General features: G+C 70.0%; 14 protein-coding genes. 5 read left to right on the top strand and 9 right to left on the bottom strand.

Features of this window, described 5'->3' with window-relative positions:
- Positions 1–47: 47 nt before the first annotated feature.
- Together J7500_RS16335 and J7500_RS16330 are read left to right on the top strand one after the other, a co-directional pair.
- Positions 48–470 (top strand): hypothetical protein, encoded by a 423-nt coding sequence (locus J7500_RS16335; protein WP_294063029.1) that lies wholly within the window; start codon positions 48–50, stop codon positions 468–470.
- Positions 463–639 (top strand): DUF4169 family protein, encoded by a 177-nt coding sequence (locus J7500_RS16330; RefSeq protein ID WP_294063028.1) that lies wholly within the window; start codon positions 463–465, stop codon positions 637–639. The genes J7500_RS16335 and J7500_RS16330 overlap by 8 nt, the downstream gene beginning before the upstream one ends.
- Here the strand turns inward: J7500_RS16330 and J7500_RS16325 are convergent.
- The 8 genes from J7500_RS16325 to J7500_RS16290 all read right to left on the bottom strand — a co-directional run bounded on the left by J7500_RS16325 (position 636) and on the right by J7500_RS16290 (position 7,775).
- Positions 636–3,131 carry a fimbrial biogenesis outer membrane usher protein gene (locus J7500_RS16325; protein ID WP_294063027.1) on the bottom strand — a complete coding sequence of 832 codons (2,496 nt, stop codon included), beginning with the start codon at positions 3,129–3,131 and terminating at the stop codon, positions 636–638. The genes J7500_RS16330 and J7500_RS16325 overlap by 4 nt on opposite strands.
- 5 nt (positions 3,132–3,136) lie before the next feature.
- Positions 3,137–3,889: a fimbria/pilus periplasmic chaperone gene (locus tag J7500_RS16320; protein ID WP_294063026.1), complete on the bottom strand. Its 753-nt coding sequence runs from the start codon at positions 3,887–3,889 to the stop codon at positions 3,137–3,139.
- Positions 3,890–3,994: 105 nt separating this feature from the next.
- On the bottom strand, positions 3,995–4,165 hold the full coding sequence (locus J7500_RS16315) for a hypothetical protein (RefSeq protein WP_294063024.1): 171 nt from the start codon (positions 4,163–4,165) through the stop codon (positions 3,995–3,997).
- 52 nt (positions 4,166–4,217) lie between these two features.
- Complete coding sequence (locus tag J7500_RS16310) at positions 4,218–4,775, bottom strand: hypothetical protein (protein WP_294063023.1); 558 nt, start codon at positions 4,773–4,775, stop codon at positions 4,218–4,220.
- A gap of 141 nt (positions 4,776–4,916) precedes the next feature.
- Positions 4,917–5,939 carry a hypothetical protein gene (locus tag J7500_RS16305; RefSeq protein WP_294063022.1) on the bottom strand — a complete coding sequence of 341 codons (1,023 nt, stop codon included), beginning with the start codon at positions 5,937–5,939 and terminating at the stop codon, positions 4,917–4,919.
- Positions 5,940–5,953: 14 nt separating this feature from the next.
- Positions 5,954–6,250, bottom strand: a complete 297-nt coding sequence (locus J7500_RS16300) for a hypothetical protein (protein WP_294063021.1) — start codon at positions 6,248–6,250, stop codon at positions 5,954–5,956.
- 153 nt (positions 6,251–6,403) lie between these two features.
- Positions 6,404–7,006 carry a hypothetical protein gene (locus J7500_RS16295; protein WP_294063019.1) on the bottom strand — a complete coding sequence of 201 codons (603 nt, stop codon included), beginning with the start codon at positions 7,004–7,006 and terminating at the stop codon, positions 6,404–6,406.
- 139 nt (positions 7,007–7,145) lie between these two features.
- A complete protein-coding gene (locus J7500_RS16290; protein WP_294063018.1) occupies positions 7,146–7,775 on the bottom strand; it encodes a response regulator transcription factor in 630 nt (209 codons plus the stop codon).
- A 122-nt stretch (positions 7,776–7,897) separates the two neighbouring features.
- On the opposite strand from J7500_RS16290, the gene J7500_RS16285 reads away from it, so the two are divergent.
- The 3 genes from J7500_RS16285 to J7500_RS16275 are packed head-to-tail and all read left to right on the top strand — an operon-like array spanning position 7,898 to position 10,280.
- Positions 7,898–9,649, top strand: coding sequence for a CHASE3 domain-containing protein (locus tag J7500_RS16285; protein ID WP_294063017.1), 1,752 nt, complete (start codon positions 7,898–7,900; stop codon positions 9,647–9,649).
- Positions 9,646–10,011 (top strand): response regulator, encoded by a 366-nt coding sequence (locus J7500_RS16280; RefSeq protein ID WP_294063016.1) that lies wholly within the window; start codon positions 9,646–9,648, stop codon positions 10,009–10,011. The genes J7500_RS16285 and J7500_RS16280 overlap by 4 nt, the downstream gene beginning before the upstream one ends.
- Complete coding sequence (locus J7500_RS16275) at positions 10,008–10,280, top strand: Hpt domain-containing protein (RefSeq protein ID WP_294063014.1); 273 nt, start codon at positions 10,008–10,010, stop codon at positions 10,278–10,280. Before J7500_RS16280 ends, J7500_RS16275 begins: the two co-directional genes overlap by 4 nt.
- Positions 10,281–10,354: 74 nt before the next feature.
- Here J7500_RS16275 and J7500_RS16270 read toward each other — a convergent pair whose 3' ends face one another.
- A complete protein-coding gene (locus tag J7500_RS16270) occupies positions 10,355–18,493 on the bottom strand; it encodes an autotransporter-associated beta strand repeat-containing protein (protein WP_294063012.1) in 8,139 nt (2,712 codons plus the stop codon).
- Between the last annotated feature and the right edge of the window lie 69 nt (positions 18,494–18,562).

Here is an 18,562-nt window from a genome sequence, read left to right as displayed (position 1 = left end):
CGCCGGACCCGGTTGCCAGCGCCGTCGCCGCAGAGCATTAGGGCGCCATGCCGAAGCCCGCCACCGAGCTCATGCAGGAGATTCTCTTCTCCGTCTTCCTCGACTCGGTCGATGCGCTCAAGCGCGCGTCGAACGGGCTGCCGAACCAGCTCGTGCGCGACCTCAACGCGATCCACCGCAACACGACCTTCGCCGACCTGCCCAAGGACGTGCAGGATGCGATCGTGACGAACGTGCGCGCGGCCTTCACCAAGCTGCTCAAGGAAGGCTATTCGGTCGGGCCGACGAGCGCGGTACGCCCTGCCCAGCCGGCGGCGCCGCACGGGCCGGGCGCGCGCCGCGGCCCCGCGCGCGGCCGCCCTGGCGGCGAAGGCCCACGGCGTCCACCGTCGGGCGACGGTCCGCGCCGCCCACCCTCCGGCGATGGCCCCCGCCGCCCGCCGCGCGATCCCAAGAAGCCGCGTGGCTGACGTCATCAACCTCCGCCAGGCGCGCAAGCGCCGCGACCGCAAGGCGGCGGAGGAACAGGCAGGCGCCAATCGCCTCGCCTTCGGCCGTACCAAGGCACAGAAGCAGGCCGATGCCGCCGAGGCCGAGCGCGCATCACGGCTGCTCGACCAGGCCAAGCGCGAGGACTAGGGGCCGGCCGGCTTCAGATCGCCGACCGAGATGCTGCCTTCCGCGCCCTTCGGCACCACCACAGCGAAGCCGGTCGTGTCGGCATCGGTCATGACGATCCGCCAGCGCCCCGGCGCCAGCCCCGTGACGCCGAAGCGCCCTGCGCTGTTGGTGAACAGCGGAATCGGCTCGCGCTCGGGATGCGCCTCTTCGGTCGCAGTGCCCGCGACGAGTGCGAGCGGCTCGCCCGCCGCGGTGAGCAGCCGCCCGACCAGGCTGACCATATAGTCCGACCCGACCGTGAGCTTGTAGCCGCCGCGATAGGGCGGGAAGAGGCGGAACGAGCCCTCGCCCAGATTGGCCCCGAGCGGCGCCTCGGGCGAATCGAGCAGGATCGTCCGCTCGCTGTAGCTGCTCAGGCTCGGCTGGATCGCGCTGCCGAGCGTGCCGGTGTTGGCGACGAACGCGCCGCCCCCGGGATCGACCTCGACGTCGGCGCCGTGGAGCGAGGGATGCGCGCGCACCAGCGCGAAGCCGTCCTGGATCGGCCGTCCGACCGAGAATGCCCCGTCGGCCATGGCCAGCGACGTGCCGAAGCGGAACGAGCTGCGCTGCCCCGACGCCACCGAGTCCGTCCCGAAACTGCTGTCGAAGGTGCTGAAGTGACTGAAGCCGAGCTCCGCGCGATTGGCGTAATAGGTGCCGTTGAGGCTCGCCGCCGCGCCGATGTCGCTGCGCTCGACATCCGCACTGAAGTTGTACGCGCCGACGCCCGACCCGCGATAGGTCTGGTAGCTGAGCCGGGCACGGTCGTAGCGCCGGTCGTAATCGGCGCGCAGCGTCGAGTAGCGGTCGAGCCGATAGGTGAGCGACAGGAACAGCCCCAGCCGGCGCCCGCGCGCGTCGCGCTCATAGCTCGCGTCGCCGGTGAAACTCAGGTTCGGCGCGATCCGCCATCCCATCGTGCCACGCACGCTGCTGACATCGGGCTCGCCGTCGCGGCCCCGCGAATAGCGCAAGTCGAGCCCGGCATAGACCGCGTCGCTGATCGCGCTGTTGTAGCTCGCGCCCGCGACCACGCTGTAGGGATTGCGCGGCACGAGCGTGCCCGCGGGCGCGAAGTCGCGGCTGCGTGCCTCGACCGACAAGGACAGCGCATCGGCCCGGCCGCCGCTGCGCGCGATCGTGCGCTGGAAAGTGGCGATCCCTGCCCAGCCGACGCCATAGCCCTTGACCTGCGACGCCGAGGCGAAGCCGCCGAACGAGCCGATCGGGCTCGCCACCACGGCCTCGCCGCCCGCCATCCAGCCGCGATCGTCGGCCTGGGCATTGGCGCCGAGCGTCAACCGATCGCTCAATCCGCGCCGGTAGAAGCCGCTGACTGCCGGGCGATTGCTGTAGACCGGGCCGGTCCGCCCCAGCGGCGCGAGCACGCCCGCATAAAGGCCGAACTCGCTGAGCCCTGCGGCGAGCTGGGTCTGGTCGAGGAAGATGTTGAACCGCACCGTCTCCGAGCGGCCGGCGTCGTCGGTGATCGTCAGCCGCACGTCGTTTGCCCCCTGGGCGAAGGGGAAGTCGTGCAGGTCGTACGAGCCGGGGTCGAGCTCGAGCCGGCGCACGAACTGGTCGTTGACGCGCACCTCGACGATCGAGCGGCGATCGAGCTGGAAGCTCTGGCTGCCGCGCGGGCGGATGATCTGCTGCGGCGCGAGCACCGAATAGCTGCGCGAGACGGAGAGCCCGGCGATGTCTGGCGAGGACTGGAAGCCGCGCGCGAGCGGCTGGAGGTCGCCCGCGCTCCAGCGGATCAGGCGATCGGTATCGTCATAGACCAGCCGGGTGCCGCGGCGCTGCAGGTCGGGCCCCGCGCCGCCCGGCTGCCAATTGGCCTCGCTCTCGAGCACCACCCCGCCCAGCCGCGCGGCGCCGTCGAGGAACATCACCGGCGGCGCCAGGCCGGTGTCGGGGCCCTGCTCGACGAAATCGAGCGAGCCGCGGACGTTGAGATAGGCACTGAAGTCGGCGGGCTCGGCATAGCCGACGGTCATGCGCGCATCGCGCTCGGCAATCCCGACCGCGCGGCTGGCTCGGCTCGCGCTCGCGATCTCGAGCTGGATCTCCAGCGCCTGGGGATTGTAGCGCGCGCCGACTTCGGCAGCCTGCAGGTCGGCGAGGCTGAGCACGCCGTCGGCCGCGAGCGCCTTGCGCAGCCGGTCGAGCGCGGCGGGAGTGAGCCGCGGCTCGAGCAGCGCGATCAGCCGCGGGGCGGAGAAGATCGCGCGCCCTTCCGGGTCGAGCGTGACGGTCGCGTCCCCCAGATAGGTGGAACCGTCCATCACCGGCGCGGTGAGCACCACCGGGCGACCGGTGGGATTGATCTCGGTCGCCGCGCCCGGCGGATCGAGCACGACGCGCTGCTCGACGCCGGCTGCGGCCTGCTGTTGCGCCTGCGCGCCAAGGGGGGCCGCGACGCCAGCGAACGCGATGGCACCAGCGGCTGCGGCTCGGATCATGCGAGTCAGCTGTCGGGAGTGAACTGCGCCTCGATCCGGCCCTGCGGCTGCGGGAGCGGAAGCGGGAAAGTGACGCGGCGCGTCTGGCCGCCGGCGATCAGGCCATAGCCGATCATCTGCTGCACGTCCGGCCCCGACAGATCCTTGCGGAACAGCTCGCGCCCGCCCGCATCGCGCTGGACGATGCGCCAGCGCCCGCGCGACAGATAGCCGTGCGCCGCCGCGCTGTTGGCGACGGTGATCACCGGCACCGGCGCGCCCGCGGCGTCGCGGCCGATCTCGGCGGAGGTCACCGCCAGCGCGGGCTTGGCGCCTTCGGGCGAGACGCTGACCAGAATCTGGAAATTGTAGAGCAGCTGGATGTTCGATCCGCCGCTGCCGGTCTGCACCGGAAGCTGCGCGACAGTGACATAGAAGTGCTTGCTGTGCGCGAGATTGGGCTCGCCGACATATTGGACGCGGAAGTTCTGGCGCTGCCCGGGCTGGATCATCGCCTGGGGCGGGAAGACCGCGATCTCGCCGGTGTCACGGCCGGTGGCCCGGACGCCGTCGGCGGTCGGCTCGAGCGCCTCGACACGGATCTCGACCGGGAGCGGCTTGTCGAAGCTGTTCTCCACGGTGAGCACCTGGCTCATGCCGCGCCCGCCGGTGGTGAGGTCGATCACCACGGGCTGGACGGTCATCGCGTAAAGGGCTGTGGAAACGGTGGCGACGCTCGCCACCAGGGCGGGAACGAGCAACATACGCGCGATTTTCAACGCCTGCCTCCCTTTGGCTTCGACCGCCAATCCGGCCGCGCCGCCGGCCGTAGCTGGCCCCGGCCGATCAACCTAAGAGCATCAAAGCCCGATCAGGCAAGTGGTTCACTTCGGAAGCACGACGGGCCGATAGCCCTGCTCCTGGCCCTGGAGGCGCACGGCCAGGCGCTCATATTCCTCCGCGAGGAACAGAAGCTCGACCTGTTCCGCACGCGCGGCCTGAAGCGCGCGCTGGCGGAGCTCGGCCGCAAGTTCGAGGAGCATCTGCGAGTCCATGATCTCCTTTGGCGGGCAGGGCCGTTGGAACCCTGCCCGCCTGGGGGTGAAGTTAGGCCGCGGGGGCGATGATGATCTCGACGTTGCCGGTGTAGGTGCCGGCTTCGAGGATCGCGGTCGAATTGGTGGTCTGGCCGTTGGCGATCGCCAGCGTGACGTTGTTCGCGTTCACCGCCAGGCGGTCGCCGATCAGGCCGGTGGTCGCGCCGGCGGTCACCGACTGGTCGGCAACGCTGGTGCTGCCGCCCTTGGCCATGCCGGCGGTGAGCGTCGCGGTATAGTGGACGGTGTTCGCATAGCCGGTCGGCGTGTTGGTCGCGGCGGCGTTCACCAGCGGACGGGCGTTGACCGAAAGCTGCGGGTTGGCGCCGTTGCAGCGCACCGTGAAGCTGCGGGCCAGGCCGCCCGAGTTGCCCGAGAAGGCGGTGTCGACGGTGCCGTCGGCCTTGGCGAGTTCGCCCAGCGTGATGCTGCCGCTGATCGGCGTGACGGCGGTGCAGCGCGCGGCGACGGTGCCGCTCACGTCGACGGTGCCGGTGGCCTGCGCGAAGGCGGGCATGGCAATGAAAGCGGCGGCGGTCGCAACGGCGGAAAGAACCAGCTTCTTCAACTCAGGTCTCCTTGGAATCTCGCTCGGGAGGTCGATCCCGATGAGTTGGAGATACCCGCAGGAGTCCCGCCGCCCCATTTAGCCCCCGGCCAAAATGGCGCTAACTTGCGGGCGGATCGCCTATACCCAAGGATATAGCGGTCAGAGTCCGGCGCAGGTCTGGGCCGCCGAGCTGGTGACGATCGGCGAGAAGGTGATGGTGATCACGTCGCTATAGCTGGATGAAGGCGTCTTTCCCGAGCCGCCTTCCTTCAGCGTCGCGCGGATCGGCAGCGTGCCGCCCGTGCCGGCCACGCCTGCCCGCGCGCAGGTGCGCGTGCCGAACGAGGCGTTCGACGTGATGTCCTGCCCCAGGAAGCGCGCACTGTAGCGGATCGTCTGGCGCGAATCGGCAAGGTTGCCCCCGGCATAAGCGAGGCGGAAATCATTCTGCGATCGCACGCGGACCTCGAACGGGCCCGAGCTGCGCACGCGCAGCGCATTGGCCGACGAGGTGGTGAAGCGATCGGGCGAAGCGAGCACCGCATCGGTGGTGACGTCGCCGATCTCGCCGAAGTCGAGCGCCGAGCCGGCATAGAAGGCCTGAAGCGCACTCACGACATTGACGTTGAGCCGGACCGCACCGCTGCTGCGCACGGGGATCGGCACCGGGAGCATCCCGCCGTCGCCCGAGCAGATATAGATGATGTCGAAGCTGATCGCCTCGCCCGCCGAAAGATCGGTGCCCGGCGGCACCGTCACGCGCAGGTTGATCGGCGTCGAAAGGTCGGAGGCCGTGAACCCGCCGAACTGGTAGCGGATCTCGCCCGAGGCGAAGGCGCCATTGTCGAACGACGTCAGCGCGCGCGGATGCCCGAGCGTCGCGCCTTCGGGATAGAGCACGCGCTGGCCCTGATACGTGATGTCGAAGGCGGGCGAGCCGGCCGGCGCAGTGAGGATGAAGCTGACTTCGTCGGTGCGGCCGGTGAGCAGGCCGCGGTTGCGGCGGAGCACGAGCGGGATCGTCGCCTGCGAAAGGCCGCTCGAGGAAAAAGGATCATAGGTGATGCTGACCGGCGCTGTCGCGTCGCCGGTGATCCCGCAGAAGGGCGAGATCTGCGTCTGCGCGGCGGCGGGCGATCCGGCGAGCAACGCTGCAAGCGCCGACGCGCCGAGTGCTGCCATGCCGAACCGTCCGCTCATAGCTTGGGCGATACGACGATCTCGATCGTGGCGCGAGGGTCGAATGTGCGCGCCGAGGCGCTGATCGCCGGGCCGAGCTGCGTCACATGTTGCTCGGAGAGCGTCTCCTCGACCGACCCCTGCTCGCCGTCCAGCCGGCGGACCTGCATCGTCAGCTGCGGCAGCGTGACGCTGCAACGGACCTGGGCCGCAGTGTCGAAGCCCGATTCGTCTGAGACCCGCACCGGCATCGTCGCGGTTCCCGCCGCCCAGCAGCGCGGGGAGACATTGCCCGAGAGATTGACGCGATTCACCGTCTGCGCCTGCGCCGTCGATGCGGCGCCCAGGGTTACGACGAGGGCGCAACAACGCCATGCGGCTGTCCGCACGGCATGGCTGGCAAGGCAGTGGCAGGGTTCCATGGCGCCACCGGGAATATGCGCCAATTCCTAAATATTTCCATCGCTTCATGCCGCGACGCTGACCGTCACGACCAGCGAATCGCTGTAGCTGCCGGCGACCAGCGGGTCGGCGCCGGCATAGGGCGGCGCGCTGACGCGCAGATAGGAACCGTTCGCCCGCGTCGAGGCGCTGGGAAGCCGCAGCCCGGTGGCGGTGCCGGCAGTGCCCGCGAAGGCGCAACCGCCCCCGCTGGCCAGGCTCGCGGCGTCGCACTTCGCCGCGGCGGCCGTGCCGTCATCGGCGACCATGCGCAGCTCGACCTGATAGGGCGCGGTCGAGGCATAGCCGGTGGCGCTGGTATCGGTCTTGAGGCCGCCGCGCAGCGAGCTGACCGCCACGCGCGACGGGCTCGAGCAGTTGAGCACGATCGCGAAATCCTTGGTGAAGCCGGTGCGGTCGAACTCCGCCTGGGCGATCGCGCCCGAGGGCGCACCGCCGGTCGCGAAGCCGCAGCGGTCGCGTACCGAGGCGCGCACGTCGATGCCCACCGCGACGCTGTTCACCGCGCCCTGGCCCGGCGCATAGGCAGTCGTCTGGGCATTCGCGGGGAGCGCGAAGAGGGCCAGGACGGTCGCGATGAGCGCGGCAAGGAGCGTGGTTCGGTTCATCATATGCTGCAGACGAGACGGGCAAGGGCCCGCAAATCTGCTGCGTAGATGCAATCGGGGGGCCGCCGCGCCCATGCATCGGCGGGCGAGAAAGCGGCTTACTCTCGGCTGAAACCGCTATATCCTTGGGTATATGGAGTTACTCGTTCGACGCCTTGCCGAGCAGGATCAGCTCGGTACGGCTGCGCAGCTCGAGCTTCTCGAAAATCTTGTGCAGATGCACCTTCACCGTACCCTCGGTGAGGCCGAGCTCCTCCGCGATCTCGCGATTGCGCAGGCCACGCTGGACGAGCGAGGCGATCGCCCGCTCGCGCGCGCTGAGCTTCTCGAGAGGGTCGCGCGCCGCCGCCTCGGGCGACATGGCCAGCTCCATCGCGCGCTGCATCACTTCCTGGTCGAGCCAGCGGCGTCCCTGCACGACCGTCTCGAGGCAGACGAGCAGATCGCGCGGCGCGGTAGCCTTGATCACCAGCCCGTTGACGCCGAGCTGCATCGCTTCCTTCGCGCGCTGGTCGTTCATGCTCCCGGTGAGCAGCACCACCGGCCGCTGGTCGCCGCGGTTGCGCAAGGTGCGCAGCACGTCGAGGCCGCTGCGCTCGGGCATGTCGACGTCGAGCACGAGCATGTCCGGCCGCGCCGCCGCCAGCGCGTCGAGCGCCGCAGCGCCGGTGCGCGCGCTCGCCACGATTTTGAAATTGCTGGCGTCCAGCAGCATCTCGATGCCCGAGAGCGTCAGCGGATCATCCTCCGCAACCAGGACTCGCGTCATCCGGGAACCACATCTTTGCCGCCGTGCGTTACAGGCCCGTACCATTGCGACCGAGGGAGGGTAAAGCTGCCGTTTAGCGTTCCGTCCGATCCCGCCCGCCTCCCGTCCCGGCGGCACGCCCGGTGAAGCGGTTCCGCCATTTGGCGCTGCCCGGCTGGGTGATGCAGCTGCTGCTCGTCGCGGCGATATGCGGCGTGCCGATCCTGCTGGTGCTCTCCGCCCGCCTGCTCACCGCCGAGTTCGAGCAGAGCCGCAGGCTGCGCGACCAGGTGAGCCAGTCGTTCCAGACGCGCGTCGCGCTCGAGCGGCTGCTGCGGCTCCATCTCGACCTCGAGACGGCACAGCGCGGCTATATGCTCGCGCGCGACCCTTCCTTCCTCGATCCCTATGCCCGGGCCCAGACCCAGATCGACCAGGCCTTCGCCAATCTGGTGGAGTCGCTCGACGCGGACTCGCCCGCCACGTCGCATATCGAGGAGCTCAAGGCCCAGTCGATGCGCAAGCGCGAGTTCGCGACGCGGATGATCGCGCTGTCGCGCAGCGGCCATGGCGAAGAGGCGCGCGCGATCGTCGCCAGCGGCGAAGGCCGGCGGATCATGGATCGTTTCCGCGCGATGGTGGCGCAGATCGACGCCCAGGAAAGCGCGCGCCTCGAGGCCCGGGTCGCCCGCTCCGAGCAGGGCCGGCGCCAGCTGCGCGGCCGCATGCTGGTGCTGCAGACCGTGCTCTTCCTGCTGCTGATCGGCGCGGCGCTCGTCGCCGTGCGCATCGACCTCGCGCGCCGCCGGACGATGCGCGCGCTCGAGCACGCCAAGACGCGGCAGGAGGCGATCTTCGACAGCGCCCAGGACGGCATGCTGATGCTCGACACGAAGGGCGCGATCGAGAACCTCAATCCCTCGGCCGCGGCGATGTTCGGCTATGCGCAGCGCGAGCTGCCCGGCCAGAACGTCGGCATGTTGTTCAAGAACAAGCCCGATCCCCAGCGCGTCGAGGCGGTGTTGCGCGCGATCCAGCGCGAGGGCGGCCCGACACAGGAATATGTCGCCTGCCGCAAGGACGAGTCGGACTTTCCCGTCGAAGTGTCGATCAGCCCGGTGCGCGACAGCGACCATGTCAGCTATCTCGCAGTCATCCGCGACATCACCGAGCGCAAGCAGATCGACCGGATGAAGGGCGAATTCATCTCGATCGTCAGCCACGAGCTGCGCACGCCGCTCACTTCGATCGCCGGATCGCTGGGGCTGCTCGCGGGCGGTGCCGCGGGCGAGCTTCCCGAGCGTGCTCGGCGCCTCACGGCGATCGCGCATACCAACACCTCGCGGCTGGTGCGCATGGTCAACGACATCCTCGATCTCGAGAAGATGAGTTCGGGCAAGACCGTGATCGAGCGCGTTCCCGTGCCGCTGGCGCCGGTGATCGAACGCACCGTGCAGGAGCTCCAGGCCTATGCGACCGACTATGGCGTGACGATCGTCGCCGATCCGGTGCCGCCCGGCGCCGCGGTGCTCGCGGCCGAGGACCCGTTCGCCAATGTCCTCACCAATCTGCTCGGCAATGCGATCAAATTCTCGCCCATGGGCGAGAGCGTGCGCATCGCCGTGAGCGAGCGCGGCGACCAGTATCGGATCACCGTTTCGGACCATGGCCCGGGCATCCCCGAGCATCTGCGCGGGCGCGTGTTCGAGCGCTTCGTGCAGGCCGATTCGTCGGACACGCGGCAGAAGGGCGGATCCGGGCTGGGGCTGAGCATCGTCGCGGACATCGTGCGCCTGCTCAAGGGGACGGTGAGCTTCGACAGCGAGCTGGGCAAGGGCACCAGCTTCCACGTCGATCTCGCCCGCGCCGAGCCGATGGAGATCGCCGCGAAATGACGAAGGTCCTCTACGTCGACGACGAGCGCGACATCGCCGAGATCGCGGCGATGGCGCTCGAGCTCGATCCCTGGTTCGAGGTGCAGACCTGCAACTCGGGGGCGGAGGCGCTGGCGTTCGCGCGCGAATGGCGCCCCGACGTCGTGCTGCTGGACGTGATGATGCCGCAGATGGACGGGCCCGAGACGCTCCGTCGGCTCGCCGAGCAACCCGAGACCGCCGGTGTGCCCGTGCTGTTCATCACTGCGCGCACCCAGGTCTCCGAAGTCGCCCGGCTGCGCGAGCTGGGCGCAGTCGGCGTGATCCCCAAGCCGTTCGATCCGATGACGCTCGCCGCGACGGTGCGCGCGCATTTGCCGTGACCGACTTCCACGAGCGGATGAAGTCCTTCCACGCGCGGTTCCTCGCGCGCGCGGCCGAGGACCGGGCGGCAATCGAAGCCGCCTGGACGACCGGCGACGACGCCGCGCTGCGCCGCCTGTGCCACGGACTTGCGGGCAACGCCGGGATGTTCGGCTTCGCCGAGCTCGGCGCCGCGGCGCAGAAGATCGAAGAGACGGTGGACGAGGGAGCGCCGCGCGAGGCGCTGGCGCCGCTCGTCGAGCAGCTCCTCGCGCAGCTGCCGGAGTAGCCCCGAACGAAGAAGAGGAGCCGCGTCGCCGCGACTCCTCCGCTCCCCTCGGGTCGAAGCCCTGAAACCGAAACCTAGAAACCGATGGCGAGCTTGAGCTGCGCCGAATGGTTGCTCCACCGGCTTGCGATCGAGCCGTTGTAGCCCAGGCTCACCTGCACCGGCCCGCTGCGCAGCCCCAGCCCGAGGCCCAGCTCCGCGGCGTCCTTGGCGACCACCGGACCGAGCACCGAGAAGCTGCCCGTCGCCCCGGCGAAGCTCGCGCTGAGCGGCTGGCCGCGGTCGCCCCAGCCGTGACGCCATGCCGCCGAGGCATAGGGCGCCACGCGGAGCCCCTCGCCTTCCGCCGCGGCGTCGGCACCCTTCAGGCGCAGGCCGATGTCGCTGAAGGTCACCTTGCGCGTGTCCTCGGCGATGGCGAGCGCCGCGGGGCCGCCGCTCTCGCTCACTGCGTCGGTGCGGCTCTCGACATGGCTCAACCCGGCGAAGGGCGTGATCTCGATTGCGCCGGTGGCGATGCCGTAGGCGACTTCGCCGAACACCTGCCAGGTCGTCCCCTTGTACTCGTCGCGCAGCGCCCCGCCGATCGTGCCCAGCGACGCAGTGCGGCTGGTGTCGATCGTGTTCCAGGCATGGCTGGCGCCCGCGGTCACGCTGAACCGGTCGCCGGCATAGCCGATCGTGCCGAGCACCAGCGTGGTGTCTCCGCGCGCATGCCCTGCCGACGTGAAGTCCGACGTGAGCTTGCCAACGCCGATCGTGCCGTTGAAGCCCTGGCCGGCCACGCCGACGCCGCCGAGCACGCCCTGCTGCTCGGTCTCCAGCCGCAGGTTCGAAGCCGTTGCCTTGGCCGTGCCCCAGTTGCCCGCGAGCGTCGCCCAGCCATAGCCGCCTTCGGTGGCCGGAGCCGGCGCGCCGAGCATCGTCCGGCGGACCGCCTCGGCGTTCTCGATCATCCCGCTCGCCACGCCGGCATGGAGCTCGCCCGAAAGCGAGGCGAAGCTCGGCGCGACATGGCTGTCCTGGAGCAGCAGCGTCTCTTCGAACAGCACATTGCCGCCGCCCAGCGCCTGGAGCGCGGTGCCCACTGCCTGTTCGTTCGGCGTGGCGCCGAGCGAAGCGAAGCTGGCGTCGTTGCGCGTCAGGTTGAGCGTGACGGCGGTGGCGCCATAGCTCACCGAGGGGGTGAGGAAGGCGAAGTTGCTGGTGACCGTGCCGAAGGTGCCGCTCACTCCACCAGCGGCGGTGAGGATCGTATAGCTGGTGCGTCCGCGGTAGCGGCCCGGCTCGGCGAGCACCTGGAGCTTCGCGCCGCCCAGCGTCGCGCTGCCGGTCGCGTCGATCCGGTCGGCGGCACCGGCCGCGTTGACTTCGACCGCATAGACCGAGGCGGCAGTGAAGACGACCGGGCCGTTGACGGTCAGGTGGCCGATCGAATTGCCCGGTGCCACGGTGCCGCCGCTCATCGACAGGCCGCCGATCAGGCCGTTGCCGCCCAGGGTGCCGCCCGGCTGCACGAGCACGGTGGAATTGGGCAGTGCGCCGTTGACCTTGAGCGTGCCGCCCTCGACCTCGGTATCCCCGCTGTAGCTGCTGGTGCCGGTCAGGTTGAGCGTGCCGCTGCCGGTCTTGGTCAGCCCGCCGTCGCCGGTGATCGAGCCCGAGAAGACGGTGTTGCTGCTCTGGTTCACGGTAAGCTGGCTTGATCCGAGCGCGACCGTGCCCTGGGCGCCGCCCGCAAGCTCGCCGATCGTCTGCTCGCCGCCCTGGACGCCCGACAGGTCGAGCGTGCCGCTCTGCAGGTCGATCTGGGTGTCGTCCTCGAGCTGGCCGGTGAAGCGCACCGAGCCGCCGTTGATCAGCGTGGTGCCGGTGAAGCCATAGAGCCCGCCGAAGGTGAGCACGCCGGCGCCCTGCTTGACCAGCTTGCCGGTGCCGCTGAAGTCGCCCGCGACGGTGTAGCTGTCCGAGCGCGCATAGACGAAGGTGCCGTCGTTGATCAGGTCGCCGGTGAAGCTGCCGCCCTCGCCGAGCTGGAACACGCCGTTGCCGGAAGTAACCAGATCGCTGACGAGGCTCCCGGTGAGCGTCAGCTTGCCGTTCTCGACCAGCGTCAGCCCGGTGTGGGCGATCATGTCGCTGGTGAGCTCGAGCTCGCCCGCGCCGATCAGGCGGAGATTGCCCGTGCCGCTGACCGCGACCGCATCGCCGATCTCCGCGGCTTCGGCGGTGTTGGTGTAGTTGAGCGTCAGCGTGCCGTTGTTGACGACACTGGTGGTGTCGATGCCCGAATCGCCGTCTCCGCTCAGGTTGACCTGGAGCTCGGCGCCGCCCCGGATCGCGACGCTGTCGAACGCATTGCCGGTGGTGCCGGTGCTCCAGAAGCCCGAGACGACGTCGAGCCGCTCGGCATTGGCGAACTGCGCCAGCGTCGCGGCATTGGTGCCGACGAGCTCGACGGTGTCGATGCCCGCGCCCGTGTCGATCGTGCCGTGGACGACCGAGCCCGTGCGCAGCGTCACCAGGTCGTCGGTGGCGTCGAGCACCACCGCGGCCGATCCGGTGCCGGCGTTGATCGTGCCCGCGTTGATCAGGTGCGTCGTGCCGATCGCGGAGATCGCCGGGCCGCTCGTGCCCGAGACGGTGCCGAGGTTGGTGATCGTCGCCGCGCCGCCCGCAGTGACTGCGATGCCCGAGGCGCCCGAGACGGAGCCGCCGGCTTCGACCGTGAGCGCGACGTCGGTGCCGCTCGCCTTGACGCCGAGCTCGTTCGCCGACTTGACCGCGCCGTTGACCAGCACCGTCGCGTCGCCGAGCGACCGGGCCTCGACCGCGCGCTCGACGGCGGTGACCTTGCCCGTGGTGATCGAGGCGCCTTCGAAGCCCGCAGCGAGGATGCCGACATCGGCCGCGGTGACCGAGCTGCTGACCACGCTCGCGCTACCCATGTCCGCGATCGCCTCGATCGCCGAGGAAGTCGCCGAAGCGGTGGTGACCGTGCCGCTGGTCACCGACGCGTCGCCCCCGCCCTGGCTGCGCGCGACCACGGCGACGCCGCCGTCGCCAGTCGTCGCGGCAGTGGTCGAGACCACCGTCGCGTTGCCCGTGCCGCTCGCAAAGGCGACCACCGCGCTGCCATAGAGGCCCGCGCTGCTCGCGCTGTTGCTGGTGACCGATACCGAGCCGTCGACCGAAAGGCCCACGACCGCATCGGCGGTATAGCCGCTGGCCGCGATGCCGGTGCCGGTGAGGTGCGTCTGGTCGGCGGTGATGGCGATGTCGCCCGCGCCGGTGCGCACCACCACGCCCGATCCGCTCACGCCGCTGCCGGTGAGCGTACCGCTGGCGACGGTGACGTCGCCAGCGCCGCCCACCACCATGATGCCGGCCGAATCGGCGGCCTCGTAGCTGAGGCTGTCCGACGCTATGTCGATCGTGCCGTTTCCATGCGCGAAGATGCCGTAGCGATAGTCGCCCGCCACCGACACGCTGCCGCTGTCGATCGCGATCGCGCCCGCGCCGCCCTGGGCGACGATGCCGCCGCGTGCCGCACGGAAGCCGGTATTGGCGTCGAGGCCCGGATCCACCGCCGTGCCGCTTACGGTCACGGTCTTGGAAGCGATGTCGATGCTGCCGGTCGCCGCCGCTCGGATACCGGTGGCGTCGGGGCCATTGCCGGAAACCGTGCCCGCATTGGCGATCGTCACGGTGGTGCCGGTGGCGCTGATGCCTGAGGTACCCGCGACCGAGCCGCCGTTCGCGACGGTCACGCCCACGTTGGTGCCGCTCGCGATCACGCCCACATCGCCGGTCGAGGCGACTGCGCCGTTCACGATCACGGCCGTGTCGCCCGCCGAGGCATGCGCGCTCACGCCATAGCCTTCGCCCGAGATCGCGCCGGTGGTCACGCTGGTGCCGAGCTTGCTCTCGGCGAGGATGCCGCGCGCCAGCGCGCCGGTGGAGGCGATGTCGCCGCTGGTGATCGTCACGCTGCCGTTGAGCGCACGGCCGACGAGCGCGTCGGTATCGGCGCCGGTGCTGGCGATGGTGCCGCTGTCGATCGTCACGTTTCCGGTCGAGGCCTGGCCGAAGACGATCGCGCCCTTGTCGCCGCTCGCGCTTGCCTTGGTGCTGTGGATCGCGACCGAGGCGCCGAGGCCGGCGACGGCGGAGCCGGCCCAGCCCGCGGTCGAGGCGTCGTTGCTGGTGATCGAGACCGCGCCGGTCTGCGAGATGCCGACCACGGCGTCGGCGGTGTAGCCCGCGCCCGCATAGCCGGTGCCGCTGAGGTGCGTCTGGTCGGCGGTGATGGTGATGTTGCCGGCGCCGGTGCGCGCGACCACGCCTGCGCCGCTGACGCCGCTGGCGGTGAGCGTGCCGCTGGTGACGCTCACGTCGCCCGCGCCGCCCACGATCATGATGCCGGCGGAGTCGGCGGCCTCGTAGCTGAGGCTGTCCGAAGTCACGTCGATCGCGCCCGTGCCGTGCGCGAAGATGCCGTAGCGATAGTCGCCCGCAATGGTCACGCTGCCGCTGTCGATCGCGATCGGCCCGGCGCCACCCTCGGCGACGATGCCGCCGCGCGCCGCGCGGAAGCCGGTGGCCGGGTCGATGCCGGGATCGACCGCAGCGCCGCCCACCGTGACAATGTTCGACGTCAGGTCGATTCCGCTGGTCGCGGTCACGCGGATGCCGACGGCATTGGGGCCGTTGGCGGCGACCGTACCGGCATTGACGATCGTCGCGCTGTCGCGTGCGGTGACGTCGATGCCGTAATCGGCCGCGGACGTGGTGGTGCCTGCAGCCGTGATGACGGTTACGTCCCCGCCCAGCCCGCGCACGCCATAGCTGGTGCCGACGTTGTAGGACGCGCCCGTGATCGTGTCGCCGAGCAGCGAGACCGACACGTCGCCCTGGGTCGATTGCGCGAAGACGCCGAAGCGGCTGGTCGCGATGTCGTTCGAGACGACCGTCGCGCCCAGCGTTCCATAGGCCGAGATGCCGTACGAATTGACGCCCGCCCCCGTGATGCTCTCGCTGGTCACGAACACCGCGCCGTCGTCGGTGCTGACGCCAATGCCGCTGGTGTCGGCGGTGCCGAGCAGCGAGATCGTTCCGCTGTTCACCGTCACGTCGCCGGTCCAGGTTCCGACATAGAGCGCCGTGGTGTTGTTGCCGTAGGTGGTGGCGGTGCCGCTGGTGATGGCGACTGCGTCGCCCGCCAGCAGCGCGATCGCGCTCGCGCCTTCGCCGTGCACCTCGGTGGTGCCGGCGTCGACGGTGATCTTACCCAGCGTGTCGGCGTAGATGCCCTCGGCGACGTTGCCCGTGGCGCCGACCGCGCTGTTGACCAGCGTGCCGCTGGTGATGTGGATGTCGCCGCCGTTGAAGCTGACCGCGTCGATGCCCTTCGCACCGACGCCGCTGTTGGCGAGCGACGTGCTGGTGATTGCGATGTCGCCCGAACCGGAGCGGGCGAAGATGCCCGCGCGATCGTCGGCGTCCTTCGAGAGCGTGCCCGAATTGATCGTCAGCGTGCCGGTGCCGGTCGTCGTCGCGGCGATGCCGTAGCGGCCGGGGCCGCTAATCGACGCCGTCTCGCTGGCGACCGACACATTGCCGTTGCCGCCCTGCGATACCGCCGTGATCGCGCCCGCGTTGAAACCGCTGACCGGTGCCGCGTCGCTGTCGACCACGATATTCTTCGAGACGACCGTGACGTCGCCGCCGCCGCTCGAAGTCACCCCGATGCCGGTCTCGCCCGTGCCCTGCGCAACGATCTTGCCGTTGTTAGTGACACTAACCTCGCCCCGCGCCCCCCCGGCCACCGCCGCGGTGCCGCCGTTGCCGGTGACCACCGAGTCCGCGCCGATCGTCACGTCCAAGCTGGCCACCGTGCCGCTGATGCTGATCGCGTTGGCGGCGCGCGAAGTAATGTCGCCCGTCGTAGTGATTGAGACATGGCCGTCGTTGAGCGGAATCGCCGGATCAAGGCTCGTCGCAGCGCGGATCGCCACGCCCGCCACGTCGACATCGCCCGCGACGATTGTGACGCCGCGGCCGAGGGCGTTGATGCCCCAGGCGCCGCTGCTCGAATTGCTGTTGGTGATCGAGCCGGCGGTCACCGACACCGCCCCATTATCCGCGCGCGCATAGATCGCGCTGGCGTTGCTGCCCGTCGCCCCGGTGAAGCTGCCGACGTCAACGATCGTGTCGCCCGCGGTCGTCGACTGAGCGAACACGCCGTGCCCGCTCGACGCCGCAGTGGAGACGGTGGTCGCATGCACTTCAACGCCGTTGCCGCCGATCGCGCTGATCGCGACGCCGGTGCCGGTATTGGTCGCGACGTTGCTGGTGATCGACACCTTGCCGCCGGTCGAATTGGCAACGATCGCCGGTCCCTGCCCGTTCGAGGTGGCAGTGCCGTTGTTGACGATCGCGATGTCCTGCGTGCCGTAGGAGGCAATCGCCGCCGGAGCGATTCCGTTCGGGAGCAGGGCGGTGCCCTGCGCGGCCGTGGTGGTGCCCGCGCCCGTGGTGATCGTGACCGCACCGGTCAGGCGGCTGTTCGCCGAACCCCCGGCGTAGATCGCGGATCCGTTGGTCGAGATGGTGTCGCCGGTCGTCGTGATGGTGACGGGGCCACCCGCACGCTCGACCGCGATGCCCGTCCGCACCGCCTGGACGGTGCCGGAAGTGATGTCGACGCCGGTTCCGCCGATGGCGGAGATGCCGCCGCCGGTGGAGGTCACGCTGCCGCTTGCGATCGTCACATTGCCGTGGCTGGCATAGCCGATGATCGCTCCGCCGGCGCCGGACGGGCTGTTGGCTAGGGCGGTATCGCTGACGATGTGAACATCACCGCCCAGGCCGTTCTGGTAGTAGTAGCCGCTGCCCGAGCCGGTCATGCCGGCATAGCCGCTGAGGCCGACGATCGCCGAGCCCGACTGGCCGCCGCTCTGCGCGTGCCCGCTGGTGATCGAGACATCGCCCGAGACGCTCTCGGCATAGATTGCGTCGGCGGTGTAATAGCCGCCGGTGATCGCCTCCGCCGTGGTGCGCGTGTCGGCGGCCTGGATGCTGATGTCGCCGCTGTTCGACCCGGCATAGATGCCCATCGCGCTGCCGCCCGAGGAAGTCGTCGTCCCCGCAGTGATGCTGACCGCGCCGTCGCCGCCCATCGCGCGGATCGTCGCCGCGGGATCGAGGCCGAAGGCGTCCGCCGCCGAAGTCGCGACATTGCTGTCGATCGTGATCGCGCCCGAGGCATCGGCGAGGATCGCGCCCTGGCCCGATTCGCCGTTGGCGCCGGTCGCGTGGATCGTGCCGAGATTGCGGATCGTCGCCGTGGTCGCCCCTTCGGCTTCCACCGCGCCGCCGCCGGCCGTCACGGTGACGCCCCCGGCGACGGTCACCGAGATGTTTTCGCCCTCGGCGCTCACTGCGCCGTCAGCCACATCGACGTCGCCGTCGAGCGCGATCGTCACGTCGCCGCCGCTCGAGACGTCGACGCCTTCGCCGTCGGAGAGGATCGCCCCGCTCTTGACCGCGATGTCGCCCACGGCATCGGCGTGGATCGCAAAGGCGTCGCCGCTGCCGCGGACCTCGACCGAATCGACCTCGATCGAGACGTTGCCGCCGACCGGCGTCTGCTCGAGGCTGTTGTCGGGAAGCAGGTTCAGCCCGCGCCCGGCGGCAACGGCGTCGAGATCGAAGTCGTCGTCGGGCAGGTCATGGCCGGTGACGCGAACCGCGCCGAGCTTCATCGTCACGTCGCTCGCGCTGTCGGCGAACACGCCCGCGCGGCCGAACACGTCGACCGAGGTGATGTTGATCGTGCTCGCGCCCGCCGACTGGGTGTAGAGCCCGCGCCCGTCGCCCGCGCCCGAAAGCGTGAGCGAATCGATGGTGACGTCCACCGTGCCCGCGTCGCTCGCCGCCCAGACCGCCGGCATCCGGTCGCCCGCGGTAGCGGTGGCGGTGACGGTGCCGATCGTCGCGGTGATCGAGCCGTCGGGAGAATAGAGCTGGACGGCCTGGGGCGCGCCCGAGACGCTGGGCGCGGTATAGCTCACGTCGCCGGGGCCGTTGTCCTCATGCGTCGCCTGCGCCTGGGCCTGGCCCGCGGCGGCGATCCCGATCGCGCTCGACAGAAGCAGCGCCGTACGCAGCCGCAGCTTGCCATGCGGATGCCGATTGCGGACCTGAACCATAAACCCCCCGAAAATTTCAGGCGCACGAACGCCAGTTCGGAGGTGCATAAAGGAGGCCGGCATAGCGCC

Origin of the sequence: Sphingomonas sp. (genome assembly GCF_017744835.1) — a bacterium.
Taxonomy (GTDB): Bacteria; Pseudomonadota; Alphaproteobacteria; order Sphingomonadales; family Sphingomonadaceae; genus Sphingomonas.
The sequence above is the reverse complement of the archived record's forward strand: the minus strand, read 5'-3'. Positions and strand labels throughout refer to the sequence as shown.

What these genes read in the sequence shown, in the direction of transcription:
- J7500_RS16335 (WP_294063029.1), top strand. Translation starts at nt 48, where the DNA reads ATGCCGAAGCCCGCCACCGAGCTCATGCAGGAGATTCTCTTCTCCGTC.
- J7500_RS16305 (WP_294063022.1), bottom strand. Translation starts at nt 5,939, where the DNA reads ATGGCAGCACTCGGCGCGTCGGCGCTTGCAGCGTTGCTCGCCGGATCG.
- J7500_RS16295 (WP_294063019.1), bottom strand. Translation starts at nt 7,006, where the DNA reads ATGAACCGAACCACGCTCCTTGCCGCGCTCATCGCGACCGTCCTGGCC.
- J7500_RS16315 (WP_294063024.1), bottom strand. Translation starts at nt 4,165, where the DNA reads ATGGACTCGCAGATGCTCCTCGAACTTGCGGCCGAGCTCCGCCAGCGC.
- J7500_RS16270 (WP_294063012.1), bottom strand. Translation starts at nt 18,493, where the DNA reads ATGGTTCAGGTCCGCAATCGGCATCCGCATGGCAAGCTGCGGCTGCGT.
- J7500_RS16325 (WP_294063027.1), bottom strand. Translation starts at nt 3,131, where the DNA reads ATGATCCGAGCCGCAGCCGCTGGTGCCATCGCGTTCGCTGGCGTCGCG.
- J7500_RS16280 (WP_294063016.1), top strand. Translation starts at nt 9,646, where the DNA reads ATGACGAAGGTCCTCTACGTCGACGACGAGCGCGACATCGCCGAGATC.
- J7500_RS16290 (WP_294063018.1), bottom strand. Translation starts at nt 7,775, where the DNA reads ATGACGCGAGTCCTGGTTGCGGAGGATGATCCGCTGACGCTCTCGGGC.